Origin of the sequence: Blastococcus sp. CT_GayMR19 (assembly GCF_004570385.1) — a bacterium.
In the GTDB taxonomy this organism is placed as follows: domain Bacteria; phylum Actinomycetota; class Actinomycetes; order Mycobacteriales; family Geodermatophilaceae; genus Blastococcus_B.
Genome location: NZ_SPQL01000030.1, coordinates 1 through 15,948, shown reverse-complemented (window position 1 = coordinate 15,948; position 15,948 = coordinate 1). Strand labels below are relative to the sequence as shown.

The window sequence follows — 15,948 nt, the reverse complement described above, 5'->3', positions numbered from 1 at the left end:
CGACGATCTTCCGATCTCCGACGGCCGCCGCCGCCGAGCCGCTGACCGCCGGCCCGCCGGCGGGTGCTCCCCCGCCGCCGGCCGCACCCGGTTCGCCGATCCGCGCCAGGACGGTGCCGACCGGCACGGTCTCGCCCTCCGGCACGAGGATCTCGAGCAGCACGCCGTCGTAGGGGCTCGGGATCTCCGAGTCGACCTTGTCGGTCGAGACCTCGAACAGCGGGTCGTCGAAGTCGACGGTGTCACCCACCTGCTTCTTCCAGGAACCCACCGTGCCCTCGGTGACCGTCTCCCCGAGCTTGGGCATGGTGATCTCGTGGACCTCGCCCGTGGGCACGGACACACCCGGGTCCTCGAGGGCGGGCATCGCCTCGGAGCCGCCCATCTGCGGTGCGGCGGGGTCGTTCAGGGACGGCCCGCCGCTCCCGGCGATCCCGGGCCTGGCCTCCGGCATGCTGCCTGCCCCGGCCACGACCGCGGGCGGACCGTCGCCGCCGGGCGGGACGCTCCCCGGCGCCCCGATCCGGACCAGCGGTGTCCCGACCGGCACGGTCTCGCCCTCCGGCACCATGATCTCGAGGATCACGCCGTCGTAGGGGCTCGGGATCTCCGAGTCGACCTTGTCGGTCGAGACCTCGAAGAGCGGGTCGTCGAACTCGATGGTGTCGCCGACCTGTTTGCGCCAGCCGCCGACCGTTCCTTCGGTCACGGTCTCGCCCAGCTTGGGCATCGTGACGACCCACTCGTCGCTCATCGCTGTCTCGCTCCTGAGTCTCAGCCGTGCAGGGAACGGCCGGAAAAGGTGATCATGGTTTCGCCGATGGCCTCGGACAGGCTCGGGTGCGCGTGGATCAGCCGGCCGACGTCGCTCGGCAGCGCCTCCCAGTTCACGGCCAGGTAGCCCTCGTGCATGAGCTCACTGGCCCAGGGGCCGACCATGTGGAACCCGAGGACGGGCCCGTCCTTCTGGGCGACGATCTTCACCAGGCCGTCGGTCTCGCCCAGGATCATGGCGCGCCCGTTGCCGGCCATCGAGTGCTTGTGCACCTCGACCTCGTAACCGGCCTCGCGGGCCTCGGCCTCCGTCATGCCCGTCCAGGCCACCTCGGGATGGGTGTAGACGACCCACGGGACCTTGCCGTAGTCGACGGGCACCGGTTGCTCGCCGAGGATCCGGTCGACGGCGACTACGGCCTCGGCGTAGGCGACGTGCGCGAGGCCCGGGGTCGCCACGCAGTCGCCGACCGCGTAGACGCCGGGTCGCGAGGTCTCCATCGTCGTGGTGTCGACCTCGATGAAGCCCCGGCCGTCGATGCGGACCCCGGCCTCGTCGGCACCGATGTCCTTCGTCGCGGGCAGGCGGCCGATCGAGACGAGCACCTGCTCGACCTCGATCTTCTCCGATCCCTTGGGCGTCTCGAAGGGCACGAGGACGCCGCTGCCCGTGCGCTCCAGCGCCCCGACCCGGGCCTCGGCGTGGACGTCGGTGCCGCGGCGCTTCAGCGAGCGGGCCAGGACGTCCGCGACATCCCGGTCGGGGCCGATCGGCAGCACCCCGTGCTGCATCGCCTCGAGCAGGGTCGTCGACACGCCCATGTCGGTGTAGACCGAGGCGAACTCCGACCCGATCACGCCCCCGCCGATGACCGCGATGCGCTCAGGCAGGCGGTCGGCCTCGCTGTTGGTGGCGTGGTCGGAGGTGATCACACGCTCGCCGTCGACGTCCATCCCGGGGATGGCCCGCGGCACCGAGCCCGCGCAGACGATCGTGCCCCGGCCGCGCAGCGTGTCCCCGTCGACGGAGACGGCGCCGTCGGCGGTGAGCCGTCCCCAGCCGTCGACCACAGTGACCTTGCGGCGCTTGAGCAGGCCGGAGAGTCCCTTGTGAAGCTGGCCCACGATGCCGGCCCGGCGCCGGTTGGCCGCCGGCCAGTCCGGCTCCGGCTTCCCCTCGGGCAACCGCACGCCGTGCTCGGCGGCGTGGTTGACCGTGCGGAAGACCTCCGCCGCGTGCAGCAGCGACTTGGCCGGGATGCAGCCCCGGTGCAGGCACGTGCCGCCGACCTTCTCCTTCTCCACCAGCGCCACGGACAGCCCGGCGGAGGCCGCGTACAGCGCCGCGGCGTAGCCACCGGGACCGCCACCGAGGACGACGACGTCGTAGTCGCTCATCAGGCCCTGGCCACCTTTCGAAGGATCTCCGCGATCTCGGCCGGCTGCGGGATGACTGCGTCCTCCAGCGGAGGGCTCGTCGGCGTCGGCGTGTTCCTGGCTCCGATCCGCACCACCGGCTGATCGAGATGCCAGAACGCCTCTTCCTGGATGGTCGCGGCGATCTCCGCGCCGTAACCCATGCGCTTGGCTGCCTCGTGCAGCACCACGGCGCGGGAGGTCTTCCGGACCGAGTTCACGATCGTCTCGACATCCAGTGGGACGAGGGTCCGGACGTCGACGACCTCGACCGAGATGCCGTCCTTGTCCAGTTCCTCCGCGATCTCGAGCCCCTGGGAGACCCCCGCCGAGTAGGTGATGAGCGAGACGTCGCGGCCTTCGCGCACCACCTTCGCGACCCCGAGGGGGATCGGCTCGAGGGACAGCGGGCCCGACGCGCGGAGCCGCCGGTACAGGTACTTGTTCTCCAGGTAGAGGGTCGGGTTGTTGTCCCGGATCGAGCTGACCAGCAACCCGGCCGCATCCTCCGGCGTCCCCGGCATCACGATCTTGAGCCCGGGAACGTGCGCGAAGTAGGACTCGACGCTCTGGGAGTGGGTGGGACCGGCCCGGAGCCGGCCACCGAACGGAGCCCGCATCGTGACCGGCATCGGGTCGCCGGTCCGCCAGTGATGGCGCGCCAGCACGTTGACGATCGGGTCGAACGCGCACGAGATGAAGTCTGCGAACTGGAACTCCACCACCGGCCGGAGTCCCACGAGCGCCGCGCCCGCGGCCAGACCGGTGAACCCGGTCTCGGCGATCGGGGTGTCGACGACCCGGCGGGGACCGAACTTCTCGAGGAAGCCCTTGGTCACCTTGAAGGCGCCACCGAACTGCCCGACGTCCTCCCCGATGATGAAGACGTCGGGGTCGCGGTCCATCTCGCTGTCGAGGGCAAGGCCCACGGCCTCCAGATAGGTGGCCTGGCCGCTGTCAGTCGGCATAGACACCGTCCTCGATTCCGCTGGGCTCCGGCATGGGGTCCGCCAGCGCCTTGCGGCGGGCGGCGATGGCGAACTGTTTCGCGTCCTCGCGGACCTTCTTGGCGGCGGCCGCGTCGATGACGCCGGCCTCGATCAGGACGTTCTCGAACAGTTCGACCGGGTCCTTCTTCGACCACTCGTCGTACATGTCCTTGGGCACGTAGTCGGCCGAGTCGTGCTCCGCGTGCCCGTGCATCCGCATGGTCACGCCCTCGACGATCGACGGCCCCTCCCCCGCACGCGCCCGGGCCACCCCCTCGGCGACGGCGTCGTGCACCGCCAGTGCGTCCGTGCCGTCGACCGTCACTCCCGGGATGCCGTAGGCGACCGCCTTGATCGCGAACGTCTCCGAGTTCGACTGCATGCGCAGCGGGGTGGAGTAGGCGAACTGGTTGTTCTCGATCACGAACACGTTCGGCAGCTTCAGGACGCTGGCCATCGTCAGCGACTCGTGGAAGTCCGCCCGCGACGTCGATCCGTCGCCGCAGAAGGCCAGGCACACGCGGTCCTGCTCCCGGTACTTGCTGGCGAACGCCATGCCGGTGGCGACGGGAAAGTTCGCCGGGATGTGGCTGGGCAGGTTGTAGACGCCGAGATCCAGGCGGCCGTAGTGCAACGTCCCGTCCCGACCGCCGGTCGGCGAGGTGGCCTTGCCCATGAAGCTCGCCATGACCTGCCACGGCTCCATGCCCCGCCACAGGTGCGCGCCCAGATCCCGGTGGATCGGCGCCAGGTAGTCGTCCGGACGCAGCGTCGACGCCGCCCCGACGCTGATCGCTTCGTGCCAGTGCCCGGTGTAGAGGCTGCCGAGCAGGTCGCCGCCCTTGTACATGGCGACCATGCGGTCCTCTACCGCGCGGGTCAGGACCATGACCTCGTGGATGCGCCTCAACAGCGCCGGATCGCGGTCCCCGACGGCGACGCCGCCCGACTCGTCGGCCTTCTTCCTCGTGCGCGCGGGCATGGCCGCCACCTCAGGGCTTCAGGAAGAAGTCGCGGACCTGGCGATTGAAGTCGTCGGTCCGTTCGATCATCGACCAGTGTCCGCACTTCGAGAACACCGAGAGGTCGGCGTTCTCGATTAGCTCCTCGAGCTTGTAGGAGTTGGAGACAGGAATGACCTTGTCCTCCCGGCCGTGCACGATCAGCGTCTGGTGCGGCAGCTTCCTGATCTCCTCCTCGGGCGTGGTCATCGCCTCCACCCAGCGCTGCCGCGGCGCCGGGAACATGGACGAGAACGCCTCCTGGAACCCCGGCTGGATGCTCCCCTCGTACCGGACCTTCGCCAGCTCGTCGTTGACCAGCTCGCGCGAGTACGCGAACACGTCGAGGACGCTGCGCATGTTCTCGAACGAGGCCTCGTACCCCCAGACCCGGTCGAGGCCTTCGGTGATCTCGAAGGGCACCCCCATGCTCCCCATGAGCACGAGCTTCCCGACGCGGTCCGGGTGCTGTGCGGCGATGCGCAGGGCGATCGCGCCGCCGAAGCTGTTGCCGACGAGGTGCGCCTTCTGGATGCCGAGTGTGTCCATCAACCCGACCGTCTGGTCGGCCCAGGTCTCCAGGCCGTAGGTCACGCCCTCCGGGCGGTCCGAGTAGCCGAAGCCCACCATGTCGGGAGCGACGACGTGGAAGTTCTCGGCGAGGGAGGGAATGACCAGGCGCCAGTTGGCGTAGGAGGTGACCCCCGGCCCCGAGCCGTGGATCAGCAGGACCGTCTCGTCGCCCGAGCCGGCCTCGAGGTAGTTCGTGCGGATTCCGTTGGCCTCCGCGCTCTGGCCGATCTCCGGCTTCTCGGTCGTCGTCATTCCAGCGTCCTCTCTCGGTGCGTTCGGGTCCCTGTCACTGGGTGCGGTCTCTCGGCGGTCGCAGTCACGGGTAGTAGCGGAAGACGAGGTCGGCGACACAGCAGGGCTTGTCCTGACCTTCCACGTCGTAGGTCAGCCGGTAGACGGCCTCGGCACCCTGGCCGCCCGGCCCCTCGATCGCCTGCACGTCGGCGACCTGCACGCGCATGCGGATCCGGCTGCCCACGCGCAGCGGCGCCGGGAAGCGGACCTTGTTCAGCCCGTAGTTGAGGACGACCCCGAAGCCCTCGACGGTGCAGACCTCCCACAGGAGACCGGTCGCCATGCCGAGGGTCAGGAAGCCGTGCTGGACCGTGGCGCCGAACGGACCGGTCTTCGCGCGCTCGGGGTCGACGTGGATCCACTGCTCGTCGCCGGTCAGGGTCGCGAACGTCGAGATGTCCTCCTGGCGCACGGTCCGCCACCCGCTGACGCCCACCTCCGTGCCCAGGCGCTCACGGAGGCCGTCGAGGCCGTGCAGCACCACCGGTGCGCGATCGGTGAGCTCTTCGACAATCGGTTCGCCCATCGCCGCCGTCCTTCGTCGGTCCTGTGGTCGGCGCCCGGCCGATGCGCTCGGTCGGTGCCCGCGGCGAGTGAAGCACCGGCCGGCGAGCCGGAACCTGCGCAGTCACCGGTTTCCTGCTCAGTGGGAGTGACCGCGTTCACACCGCCTCCGGCCCGTCGACGGCAGGCACCATGACCGCGTGGCGGGCGGCAGCACGCAATGGCAGGGACGGTCGGTGATCAGCAAGGTCGTCGCGCTGCTGGACGCTTTCGGGCCCACCACGCCGGAGCTGTCCCTCGGCGACCTGGCACGCATCACCGGGCTCCCGGTGTCCACCACGTACCGGCTGGCGACGGAGCTGGTCGAGTGGGGCGGTCTGGAGCGCGCCGACCGCGCCGGCTACCGCATCGGTATGCGCCTGTGGGAACTCGGCACGCTGGCACCCCGCGGCGGAGCGCTGCGGGAGGTGGCGCTGCCCTTCATGCAGGACCTGTTCGAAGCGACGCACGAGAACGTGCACCTGGCCGTGCGCGACGGGCTGGAAGCGCTGTACGTGGACACGATCTCCGGCCACGAGTCGGTGCGAACCCGGTCACGCCGCGGCGGCCGGCTGCCGCTGCATGCCACGGGGGTCGGGAAGGTGCTCCTGGCCCACGCCCCGCCGGAGGTCCTTGCCGCGGTCGTCGACGGTGGGATGCGGCGCTACACGCCGTACACGATGGTCGCCCCGGGCCATCTGCGCCGGGCGCTCGCCGAGGTACGCCGCCACGGGGTCGCCTACGCCCGCGAGGAGATCACCCTCGGCTCGCTCTCCGTCGCCGCACCGGTGCAGGGAGCCGACGGAGCGGTCGTCGCCGCGCTCGGGCTCGTGCTCACCCGCGGCCGCGGGGACCTGCGCCGGCTGGCTCCCGCCGTGCGGACGGCCGCGATCTCCACGTCGCGGGCCCTCCAGCGACATGCGCGGCTGACCGAATCCTCCTAGTTCGTCGCAGCTCTCACTGAGCGAGAACGATTCCTCGACCCGCCGCGTCCGCGCTGCCAGCCTTTCCCTACCGACAAGGAGGTGGGGCATGGCCGGCGGAGCCATCGAGAGCGGCCGTTCCGTGGCCAGCCGTGTCTCGGCGATCCTCATGGCGTTCCGCAGCGGCGGAACGCACTCACTCACGGAGCTCGCGGGGCTGGCGGCCCTGCCGATCTCGACGACCCACCGCCTCGTCGGTGAACTCGTGTCGCGCCGGGTACTCGAGCGCACCGAGGGCGGCACCTACCGCGTCGGCCTGCCCCTGCGCATGATCGGTGGCCTCGCCTTCCCGTTCTCCCCGCCGTTGCTCGAGCGGGCGCTCGACGTCGTCAACGACCTCACGGCGGTCACGGGGGCCGCGGTGCGTGTCGGCGTCCTGGACACCGAGCAGCTCACCGTCCGTGCGACGGTGCCCGGCCGTGGTGTCGCCGACGGCTTCACCGAGGATCCGGCCCCCGCCTACGCCAGCGCCCTGGGGCGCGTGCTGCTCGCCTTCAGCCCGGCGGACGTCGTGGACCAGGTCGCCGCGGGCACAGGCGCCCTCCCGTTCAGCCCGGACCGGCTGCGACGACTCCTCGCCACCACCCGGCTCGCCCGGGTGGCGGTGTACCGGGACGCCCGGGGGCGCTGCCAGCTGGCCGTTCCGGTGTTCGGGACCGGTGGGACGCTGCTGGGGGCACTGGAGGCCAGCGTCTCGGATCCGAGGTCCGGTCTGGATCAGATCCGTGGTGCGCTCCTGGTCGCCGCAGGCAGCCTGTCGCGGCAGCTGGCGACGACCACCCGACCGGACGGCCCGGAGATCGACTCCGCGGACGCGACCGCGTGATCCCGGTCAGCTGCGGGTGAGGAGCTCGCCCACCTCGAGCGGCCCGTTCCCGGTGGCGTACCACTCGTAGACGCCGTCCGGGCGGGTCCGGCGCTCGACGACGCCGCACCACCGCAGGTACGCGACGTGGGCGAGGGTCTCGGAGATCGCCAGCTGTCGCTGGTGTGCGAGCACGGCCTTGGCGATCAGCCGGTCCGCCAGCTCCGTCACGCTCGAGGGCTGGTCGTGGATGGCCCGGCGAACGGAGTCGAGGCGCCGGAGCTTGTTCCGCAGGATCGCCTCGATCCGGCCCGCCACGTCGCCGAACGGGCGCCCGTGGCCGGGATAGACCAGTCGCGGCCCCAGGTCGGCGATCAGGCGCAGCGAGTCGAGGTAGCTGCGCAACGGGTCGGCGTCGAATCCGCGCTCGAAGCTCACCGGTGGCGTGATGCTCGGCAGGAGGTGGTCCCCCGACAACAGGACCCGCCGCGCGGGTGACCACAGACAGACGTGGCCGAGCGAATGTCCCGGAGTGTGGACGACGTCCCAGCGGTCGCCGCCGATGACGAGTTCCTCGCCGCCCCGGAACCGCCGGGACGCCTCGACCACCGAGTGGAGGTACGGCAGCCAGCGCGTCAGGTGATCGGCGAGATCGGTGCTCTCGGTTTCCGAGACCCCGTGGTCGGCGTAGGTGTCGCGGCGGCGGGCACGGGCCGTGTCGGGATGGCGGTACTTCTCGCAGTCGAGATCGGTGAGCGCGTGCATGGTCAACTCGGCGCCGGTGACCTCCATGAGCCGTCCGGCCAGGCCGTAGTGATCGATGTGGGCATGGGTGACGATGATTCGGGCGACGTCCCGGAGCGCGTACCCCGCGGCCTCCAGGCCGGCCTCCACCGCCGCGAGCCCCCCGTCGGGCAGATCGGGGCGCCACACCCCGCAGTCGACGAGGGTGACCGTGTCGCCGTCCGCGAGGACGTGCATGTTGACGGTCTCGACCGCATTGACCCCGACCGGCAGGGCCACCCGGCTCAGGCCGTCGAGCTGAGCGGCGCCCGGAAGGACATCGGGCTCGATGGGCACAGCACTCACCCGTGCATGCGTTCCAGGAGCGTGAACCAGATGCGAAGCTGGACCTCGTAGCCCGCGGTCGAGCCGTCCACCACGCCGGAGATGCGCTGCACCTCGAAGGAGGTGATGCCTTCCAGGGACAGGCGCGCACGGTCCAGTGCCTCGGTGACCGCGTCCTGGATGGAGTTCCCGGTCCCGATGAGGTCGATCGCCTTCTGCACGCCCACGGCACCATCATCGAGTCGAGGCGCGGCCCGGCAGGACCGTTCCCGCTGCACGGAAGTCAGCCGCCGCGGGGGCACCCGCCCCCGGGCCACGACCCCGCCGCCCACGCACGCCACCGTCCCGACGGGGCCGGCACGCTGGATCGGCCCCTCGACGCACCGCCCGGTGACAGGGACGGATGTCGGCCGGCGCCGGTCCGTCAGGTGATCACGGCGCCCGGTGGCTGCGGAGATGCTGACTCGCGCGGCTCCGACTCCGCCGGGGACCGCTGGAACAGGACGTAGAGGTAGACCAGCGCCGGCACGAGGAAGACCGCGCCCCCGGCGAGTGCGATCAGCATCGCCTGCAGGGTCGCGCGGCCCGTGGCGGCGTCCTCGATCGTCAGGTCCGGCACCAGGATGTACGGGTACTGGGCGACCGCCCAGCCGACGAGAATGGTGGTCACGGCCAGCGAGGAGGCCAGCCGGGCGGGAAGGTATCGCTTCGTCCCGAGGAAGAAGACGGCAGCAATCCCGGCGACCACGGACAACCCGATGACGGGCACGGCCCGGCCGGTCAGCCCCTCCCACAGCAGCGGGGCGTCGGAGCGCAGCACGAACAACCCGCCGAAACCGACGATCCCGGTCACCCCGGCGGTGCCGAGCGCCCGGATGCGGAACTCGTCGGCGAGGTCCTCGGTCCCCTCACGACGGGCATCCCCGCAGAGGAAGACCGCCGCGAGGTAGGCGCAGACCAGGACGGCCATGAGGCCGCCGAGAATCGACGTCGGGTTCACCCAGCTCGTGATGACGTCGCCCCGCGCGATGCCGGGCGGAACCCGGCCCGAGGCGACGCCGCCGACGACCGCGCCGAGGAAGTACGGGGTGACCAACGAGGACAGGGCGAACCCGGCGCCGAGGAAGCGCCGCATGGGCAGGGTGGTGATGCTCTTCCGGAAGGCGAAGGCCGCGCCGCGACCGATCATGCCGAACGCGGCCAGGGTCAACGGGATGTAGAGCGTGGTGACGACCGCGGCGAACGCCCCGGAGAACGCCGTCCAGAGGACGACCAGGACGAAGATCAGCCAGACGTGGTTGGCCTCCCACACCGGGCCGATGGAGTGCTCGATGAGGTCCCGCTGACGCGCTCCGCGCCTGGTGCCACCGGCGAGCAGGTCCCAGATCCCCGCGCCGAAGTCGGCGCCGCCGAAGAGCCCGTAGGCGATGAGCCCGACGAACATCACGCCCAGCAGCACCTCCGCGAGCGTCATCGGACCGCCAGCTCCTCGACGTGGTCGTCGGGCGGCACCGCGTCGACCTCCTGCGGCGCCGGGGTGTCGTGGTGGTGGGCGAGGCGGCGCAGCACGAACACCGTCAGCGCGGTCAGGGCGACGTAGATGACGACGACGGCGTAGAAGCCGAGGTACAGACCCGGCGCCGGGCTCACCGCGTCCTCGGTCCGGAGGATGTCGTACACGATCCAGGGCTGGCGCCCGACCTCCGTGGTGATCCAGCCGGCCTCCATGGCCACGATCGCCGCCACCCCGGACACGGCGACGGCCCGCAGGAACCACGGTGAGACCGGGATGCGTCGTCGGCGCCACCACGTCCAGGCGAACACGAGGGCGAGCAACAGGAGCGCCGACCCCAGGCCCACCATCACGTTGTAGGCGAGGTGGACCACGTTGACCGGCGGCCGCTCGTCCACCGGGGTGTCCTCCAGGCCTTCCACCACGCCGTTGATGTCGTGGTGGATGAGCAGGGACAGCCCCCACGGGACGTCGATCGAGTAGTGCAGCTCGTCGTCGTAGTAGATCCCGCCCAGGGACAGGGGCGCGCGGTCGGTCGTCTCGTACAGCCCCTCCATGGCGGCGAGCTTGGTCGGCTGCTGCTCGGCCACGACGTTGGCGATCCAGTCGCCGACGCCGATCTGGACGGGCGTGAGGATCGCGGCGAACGTGAGCGGGATCAGCAGTCCGAACTTGTGGCGCTGGTCCCGGCGGCCGCGGAGCATCCCGATCGCGTAGACGGAGGCGACCGTGAAACCGGTGACCATGTAGGCCGCGAGCAGCATGTGCGCGGTCTGCGGCCAGGTGGACGGCCCGAACATCGCCGCCCACGGCTCCGCGTCGACGACCTGGCCGTCGGCGTCCAGCCGGAAGCCGGTCGGGTTGTTCATCCAGGCGTTCGCCGCCACGACGAAGAATGCGCCGGCCGCACCCGAGATGATCATCGGCAGCGCGCTGAGCATGTGCGCCCTGGGCGACAGCCGGTTCCAGCCGAACAGGTAGATGCCCACGAAGATCGCCTCGATGAAGAAGGCGTATCCCTCGAGCACGAAGGGGAAGCCGAAGACCTCACCGAAGCGGCCCATCAGCCCGGGCCAGAGGATGCCCATCTCGAAGGAGAGCAGGGTCCCGGACACCGCACCCGCCGCGAACAGCACGCCCATGGCCTTGGCCCACGTGTGCGCCAGCTCGGTGAGCGCCGGGTTGCCGCGCTTGTGACCCCGCCACTCGGCGAAGACCGTGAACACCGGGAAGGCGATGCCGAAGCAGGAGAAGATGATGTGCCAGCCCAGCGACAGGGCCATCTGCATCCGCGCCGGATAGAGGTTCTCCGCGGCATCGGCCACCACTAGCAACGGCTCCACGCCGACCTCCGCTCCGGGCTGGGTGGATGCAGGATGAGCGGTTCCCCTCCCCGACCGAGCTCAACCCGGGCAGTTCCCACCCGGTGGAAACGACGCACCAGCCGCCGCACCGGGGCCGTCGAGCATGTTCGCTGGACCGGTCGGCGTGTCGGGCCTCCCCGGAACGCAGGGCACGCCCGGTGGCCCAGCCCGCTCGTCCTGCCGCGGAACCCGAGGATGGATCATGACCCAACCCACCGAACAGTTCGCCGAACTCACGCGACGCGGCCACCAGCTCTTCGCCGCAGCCCTCAGCGCCTGGGACGACGCCGCGAAGTCGCTCGCCGAGGCGGCGAGGCGGCCACAGGGTGGGTTGCCGGACGTCCGTGCCTCCGTCGACGCAGCCTTCGACTTCGCCGCCCGCATGCTGGCCGACCAGCGCGAATTCACGAAGGCGCTCATGACCGCCGGCACCCGGCTCCTCGGCGCCACCGCCGAGCGACCGGCTCCGGCGGCCGGGCCGGAGCCCGTCCCGGTCACTCCGGTTCGTCCTGCCCTGGAGGCCGGACCGGCCACCGAGGAGATGAGCGCCGACGCGCGCGAGCGCAACGGTGACGGCGGTCCACCGCCCGCGGACACGAACGCGGCGGACAGCACGAGTGCACCGGCCGCGAGGAAGGCACCCGCCAGGAGGAAGGCACCCGCCGCGAAGAAGGCACCCCCAGCCAGGTCGGCTGTCGCACCGACAGCACGCGCTGCCACGAGGGCACCGGCGGCGAGGAAGGCGCCCGCCGCGAGGCCTGCCGCGGCGCCTCGGACCACGACCACCCCGGCTCGGGAAGCCGACGTCACCGCGGCGGCGGAGCCCGCGGCCGGTCCGATGTCCGACCTCACGACCCCGGACACCACAACCCCGGACACCACGACCCCGGACACCACGACCCCGGACACGACTCCTCCGGACAAGACGACTTCCGAGGTGGGTCCGGCGGTGCCGGCCGCCGCGGAGACCACCACCACGGACACCACGACTCCCGCTCCCGCTCCGGCGCCCGGGACCCCGGCTCCGGAGACGACAGCGGCCGAGACGACCACGACCGCCGAGAGGCCGGCCCCGAGGAAGGCGGCTGCCAAGAAGACGGCGAAGCCTTCACCTCCGGGGACCAGGGCGTCTACGAAGACCGCATCCACGAAGACCGCCCCCACGAAGACGTCACCCGTGAAGACGGCGACACCCCCGGCCCCTCAGGCGACGGCGACTCCGCCGGAGCAGGACCCCGCGCCGGACGACGTCGCTGCCACGCCCCCCGACACCGCCTGAGGCGTCGCCTCCCCCGTACAGGTCAGCGGCGCAGGTCCAGGCGTACGGCGAGTTCGCGGAGCAGGTCCGCCAGTCCGTTCCGCTCGGCGTCGTCCAGTCCCTCGAGCACCTCGCCCTCGGCCGCGAAGTACACCGGCAGCAGGACGTCCAGCCGCTCACGGCCCGCCGGGGTGAGGGCGACGCGCACGCTTCGCCCATCCCGGGGGGAGCGGCGGCGGGCGATCCAGCCGCCCCGTTCCAGGGCGGTCAGGCGCTTGGTCATGCCACCGCTGGAGACGAGGACCCCGGCCGCCAGCGCGCTCGGCGTCAGGCCGTCGTCCGAACCGCTGCGCCGGAGCGCCGACAGGACGTCGAACTCCCCCTGGGTGAGGCCGTGCGGTCCGAGCACCACCTCGGCACGCACCCGGAGCTGGTGGGCGACGCGGTGCACCCGAGCCACGATCCCCAGATGTGTCGTGTCGAGCTCGGGGGCGACCATGGCCCACTGCTCGATCACGGCGTCCACGTGGTCGGAAAGCTTCCTGGTAAGATATCGGCGTGGTACCACGTCGCTACGATAGCCGTCACCCGGGCCCCGCAGGGAGCTCGCGCCGCAAGCCCGCGCTGCAGGCCGCGGTCGCGGTCGGGCTGCCCCTGGTGGCGTTCGCCCTGGCCGGCCACGTCCAGAGCGGGGCGCTCGCCTCACTGGGCGCTCTCGCCGTCCTCTATGCCCCCGGCCTGCCGTACCGGCGCCGGGCCGTCCGGGTGTTCGGCGTCGGTGCCGGCCTGGTGGCGGCCGCCGCAGCCGGCACCCTGGTCGCCGGGAGCCCTGCCGGCACCGTGGCGGTCATCGCGCTGGCGAGCGCGGTCGCCGTCCTGCTCTGCCGCCGGTTCTCGATCGCCCCGCCCGGCGCGCTGATGCCGGTCCTGGTCTGCGCGACCGCGACGCAGATCCCGCTCGACGCGGCACCGTTGGCGACGCGGGTCGGGCTCGTGGCGCTCGGTGCGACGATCGCCTGGCTCGTGGTCATGGCCGGGGCCGCCTTCCGTTCCGCGGCGCAGGGGACCGCCGGGCCACCGCCATCTCCGCCGCCGTGGCGGCAGATCCGTCGAGCCGCCGCCCGCGGCGCCGTGGGCACCGGAGGCGCGGCGCTGCTCGCCCTCAGCCTCGGGCTGCCGCGGCCCGACTGGGCGGCTGTGGCCTGCGCGGCCGTCCTGGTGCACGATGCGACCCGCTCCACCGTCCGACGGGCGGGACACCGCGCCGCCGGCACGGCCGCCGGGATCGGGGTGGCGGGACTGGTCCTCGCGATCGTCCCGGGCGTGCTGCCGCTGGTCGTGCTCGTGGTCGCCCTGCAGTTCGTCGTGGAGATCCTCGTCGCACGCAACTACGCGCTGGCGGTCGTCTTCATCACGCCGCTGGCACTGCTGCAGGGAACGCTCGCGACCGGGGAGCTGGACGGGCATGTCGTCGGCCTGCTGGCAGGTCGCCTGGTCGAGACAGCCATCGGCTGCGCGCTGGCCGTCGTGGCCCAGGCTGTCCTCCCGCCCCCCGGCGAACACCCCGCGCAGGCCGCGATGCGGCGGGTGATCCGCCGCCGAACCGTGCCGGTACTCACGTGACGCCGCGGAAGGGCGCCGGGACGGGTGCTGTTCCCACGTCTGTGAGTTCTTCTTCCCATGACCTCGATCGACAGGCACACGACCTGTACCGCCGCTACGGAGCCCGCCCCTGGTCGACCCTTCCCGAGGGCACGCGTGCGCACTTCCGTGAACTGATCCGGTCCGGCATCGACGGCAGTGGACGCCCCCTCGCCTGACCGCACGCTCCGCGCGACGCGGGACGCGGCCGGTCTCCCGCATCCCCGCGCCACCCCCCTGCTGATGGTCTGATCGCCCCGGAGACGCCGTGCGGCGTGCTCCTGCTGAGCGGAACGGCGCCCCGGATGGTTTCGGGGCACCCCCCGTCCGGTACCTGCTCATCCGAGCCCCGTCGTCGGCGGGGCCTCTGCTTGGAGGTTCGCGTGGACCGCACCGCCCCGATGACAGAGCGGCGCGTTCTCGAGCTTCCCGGTCGCGGGCGGGTGGTGGTCTGGGACACCCCGGGGCCGGCCGCTGCGCCGACGCTGTTCCTCGTGCACGGCGTCACCCTGACGGCCGCCCTGAACTGGGGCGGGATCGTGGGGCGCCTCTCCCGCCAGTACCGGGTCGTCCTCGTCGACCAGCCCGGCCATGGTGACGGGCTGCGCGGCGGCACCTTCCGGCTGGAGGACTGCGCCGACGACCTGGCCGCGATCGCCGGAGAGCTGGGGATCCAGCAGGTGGTCGCGGTGGGCTACTCCATGGGCGGCCAGATCGCCCAACTGCTGTGGCGCCGGCACCCGGGCCTGGTACGAGGTCTCGTCCTGTGCTCGACGGCCCGCAACGTCTCCGGATCCCCGTGGGAGAGGTCGGCGTCCCTGATGATGCCGGGGCTGGTCACCGCCGCCATGTGGATGCCGGGTGCCGGCGCCATGCGCGCGGACCTGGTCGGCTCCGCACTGCTGGAGTCCGAGTGCAGCCCCGCCATGCGGCGCTGGGCGCTGTCGGAGATGCGTCGCACCTCACTGGTGACTGCCCTGTCGGCCATGCAGGCCGTGGCCGAGTTCAGCTCGCACTCGTGGATCGGGTCGGTCGACGTCCCTGCCGCCGTGGTGGTGACCCGCCACGACCGAATCGTCCCGGCCCGGCGGCAGTGGAAGCTCGCGCGGGCCCTCCCGGACGCGACGGTGCTGGAGATCGACGGCAGCCACGACGTCTTCCTCCACGCCCCTGCCCGGTTCGGCGCCGCGGTCGAGTCGGCGTGCGCCGCGGTGCTCCAGGACCTGGACGCACCCGCCGAAGTGAGCGCCTGACCGAGGTCCGCGTCGGGCTGTTCCGGTGGCCGGGCGGCCGCAGTTCGCCCGCAGCGACCGGTGGCCATGTCAGTGGGTGGAAGCCGCTGCCCGCGCACCGGGACACGCTCTAGCGTCAGCCGCGGTGCCACCGCCCGGCGCCGAGCCGGGCCCGTCGGCCGCCTGCGTCGACGCATGCCCTGGCGCCCATTCGCTGAATGCCACCAGGAGACCTGTTGAACGAGATCAGGGACGCCATCCTCGCCGACTCACTCGACGCCCTGGGGGGGCTCGCGGTGCCGGAGTCCTACCGCGGCGTCGTGGTCCGCAAGGACGAGCAGGACATGTTCGAGGGCCTGCCCACCAGGGACAAGGACCCGAACAAGTCGCTGCACATCCAGGACGTGCCGACCCCGGAGCTGGGCCCGGGTGAGGCGATCGTGGCGGTGATGGCCTCGTCGGTGAACTACAACACCGTCTGGACGTCGATCTTC

The 15,948-nt window shown here is 71.8% G+C and carries 16 protein-coding genes and 1 pseudogene; 6 read left to right on the top strand and 11 right to left on the bottom strand.

The window, feature by feature from the left end; genetic code table 11:
• The 6 genes from E4P39_RS21855 to E4P39_RS21830 all read right to left on the bottom strand — a co-directional run.
• The coding region (locus E4P39_RS21855; protein WP_348633829.1) for a biotin/lipoyl-containing protein at positions 1-754 on the bottom strand (754 nt) is incomplete at its 3' end.
• A 20-nt stretch (positions 755-774) separates the two neighbouring features.
• The gene (lpdA, locus tag E4P39_RS21850; RefSeq protein ID WP_135138747.1) at positions 775-2,172 is read right to left on the bottom strand and encodes a dihydrolipoyl dehydrogenase; all 1,398 of its coding nucleotides are present in this window, start codon (positions 2,170-2,172) and stop codon (positions 775-777) included.
• Positions 2,172-3,158, bottom strand: a complete 987-nt coding sequence (locus E4P39_RS21845; protein ID WP_135138745.1) for an alpha-ketoacid dehydrogenase subunit beta — start codon at positions 3,156-3,158, stop codon at positions 2,172-2,174. The genes lpdA and E4P39_RS21845 overlap by 1 nt, the downstream gene beginning before the upstream one ends.
• Positions 3,148-4,161, bottom strand: a complete 1,014-nt coding sequence (locus E4P39_RS21840) for a thiamine pyrophosphate-dependent dehydrogenase E1 component subunit alpha (protein ID WP_135138743.1) — start codon at positions 4,159-4,161, stop codon at positions 3,148-3,150. Before E4P39_RS21840 ends, E4P39_RS21845 begins: the two co-directional genes overlap by 11 nt.
• Before the next feature lie 10 nt (positions 4,162-4,171).
• Complete coding sequence (locus E4P39_RS21835; RefSeq protein ID WP_135138742.1) at positions 4,172-5,005, bottom strand: alpha/beta hydrolase; 834 nt, start codon at positions 5,003-5,005, stop codon at positions 4,172-4,174.
• Positions 5,006-5,069: 64 nt separating this feature from the next.
• Positions 5,070-5,573 carry a MaoC family dehydratase gene (locus E4P39_RS21830; RefSeq protein ID WP_135138741.1) on the bottom strand — a complete coding sequence of 168 codons (504 nt, stop codon included), beginning with the start codon at positions 5,571-5,573 and terminating at the stop codon, positions 5,070-5,072.
• Positions 5,574-5,751: 178 nt separating this feature from the next.
• Here E4P39_RS21830 and E4P39_RS21825 point away from each other — a divergent pair, with 178 nt between their 5' ends.
• Positions 5,752-6,534 carry an IclR family transcriptional regulator gene (locus E4P39_RS21825; RefSeq protein ID WP_135138739.1) on the top strand — a complete coding sequence of 261 codons (783 nt, stop codon included), beginning with the start codon at positions 5,752-5,754 and terminating at the stop codon, positions 6,532-6,534.
• A gap of 88 nt (positions 6,535-6,622) precedes the next feature.
• A complete protein-coding gene (locus E4P39_RS21820) occupies positions 6,623-7,399 on the top strand; it encodes a helix-turn-helix domain-containing protein (protein WP_135138737.1) in 777 nt (258 codons plus the stop codon).
• Between the two features lie 6 nt (positions 7,400-7,405).
• Here the strand turns inward: E4P39_RS21820 and E4P39_RS21815 are convergent, their stop codons facing one another.
• The 4 genes from E4P39_RS21815 to E4P39_RS21800 all read right to left on the bottom strand — a co-directional run bounded on the left by E4P39_RS21815 (position 7,406) and on the right by E4P39_RS21800 (position 11,302).
• Positions 7,406-8,467 (bottom strand): MBL fold metallo-hydrolase, encoded by a 1,062-nt coding sequence (locus E4P39_RS21815; RefSeq protein ID WP_135138735.1) that lies wholly within the window; start codon positions 8,465-8,467, stop codon positions 7,406-7,408.
• Positions 8,464-8,673 (bottom strand): dodecin family protein, encoded by a 210-nt coding sequence (locus E4P39_RS22500; RefSeq protein WP_167762030.1) that lies wholly within the window; start codon positions 8,671-8,673, stop codon positions 8,464-8,466. Before E4P39_RS22500 ends, E4P39_RS21815 begins: the two co-directional genes overlap by 4 nt.
• A 197-nt stretch (positions 8,674-8,870) precedes the next feature.
• Complete coding sequence (locus E4P39_RS21805; protein WP_135138734.1) at positions 8,871-9,920, bottom strand: cytochrome d ubiquinol oxidase subunit II; 1,050 nt, start codon at positions 9,918-9,920, stop codon at positions 8,871-8,873.
• Positions 9,917-11,302, bottom strand: a complete 1,386-nt coding sequence (locus tag E4P39_RS21800) for a cytochrome ubiquinol oxidase subunit I (RefSeq protein ID WP_209306663.1) — start codon at positions 11,300-11,302, stop codon at positions 9,917-9,919. The genes E4P39_RS21805 and E4P39_RS21800 overlap by 4 nt, the downstream gene beginning before the upstream one ends.
• A 223-nt stretch (positions 11,303-11,525) precedes the next feature.
• Here E4P39_RS21800 and E4P39_RS21795 point away from each other — a divergent pair, with 223 nt between their 5' ends.
• Positions 11,526-12,602, top strand: coding sequence for a hypothetical protein (locus tag E4P39_RS21795; RefSeq protein WP_135138733.1), 1,077 nt, complete (start codon positions 11,526-11,528; stop codon positions 12,600-12,602).
• A gap of 22 nt (positions 12,603-12,624) precedes the next feature.
• Here E4P39_RS21795 and E4P39_RS21790 read toward each other — a convergent pair whose 3' ends face one another.
• Entirely contained in the window at positions 12,625-13,107 is a 483-nt protein-coding gene (locus E4P39_RS21790) for a MarR family transcriptional regulator (protein WP_135138732.1), read from the bottom strand.
• A gap of 131 nt (positions 13,108-13,238) precedes the next feature.
• Between E4P39_RS21790 and E4P39_RS21785 the strand changes: the two genes are divergently transcribed.
• The 3 genes and pseudogenes from E4P39_RS21785 to E4P39_RS21775 form a co-directional block, all read left to right on the top strand.
• Positions 13,239-14,204, top strand: a complete 966-nt coding sequence (locus E4P39_RS21785; RefSeq protein WP_135138731.1) for an FUSC family protein — start codon at positions 13,239-13,241, stop codon at positions 14,202-14,204.
• A 401-nt stretch (positions 14,205-14,605) separates the two neighbouring features.
• On the top strand, positions 14,606-15,475 hold the full coding sequence (locus E4P39_RS21780) for an alpha/beta hydrolase (RefSeq protein ID WP_167762029.1): 870 nt from the start codon (positions 14,606-14,608) through the stop codon (positions 15,473-15,475).
• A 215-nt stretch (positions 15,476-15,690) separates the two neighbouring features.
• Positions 15,691-15,948 (top strand): annotated as a pseudogene (locus E4P39_RS21775) (crotonyl-CoA carboxylase/reductase); the annotation flags it as partial.

Coding starts and splice junctions, on each gene's coding strand:
- E4P39_RS21835 (WP_135138742.1), bottom strand. CDS start 5,005: ATGACGACGACCGAGAAGCCGGAGATCGGCCAGAGCGCGGAGGCCAAC.
- E4P39_RS21795 (WP_135138733.1), top strand. CDS start 11,526: ATGACCCAACCCACCGAACAGTTCGCCGAACTCACGCGACGCGGCCAC.
- lpdA (WP_135138747.1), bottom strand. CDS start 2,172: ATGAGCGACTACGACGTCGTCGTCCTCGGTGGCGGTCCCGGTGGCTAC.
- E4P39_RS21820 (WP_135138737.1), top strand. CDS start 6,623: ATGGCCGGCGGAGCCATCGAGAGCGGCCGTTCCGTGGCCAGCCGTGTC.
- E4P39_RS21830 (WP_135138741.1), bottom strand. CDS start 5,573: ATGGGCGAACCGATTGTCGAAGAGCTCACCGATCGCGCACCGGTGGTG.
- E4P39_RS21840 (WP_135138743.1), bottom strand. CDS start 4,161: ATGCCCGCGCGCACGAGGAAGAAGGCCGACGAGTCGGGCGGCGTCGCC.
- E4P39_RS21845 (WP_135138745.1), bottom strand. CDS start 3,158: ATGCCGACTGACAGCGGCCAGGCCACCTATCTGGAGGCCGTGGGCCTT.
- E4P39_RS21805 (WP_135138734.1), bottom strand. CDS start 9,920: ATGACGCTCGCGGAGGTGCTGCTGGGCGTGATGTTCGTCGGGCTCATC.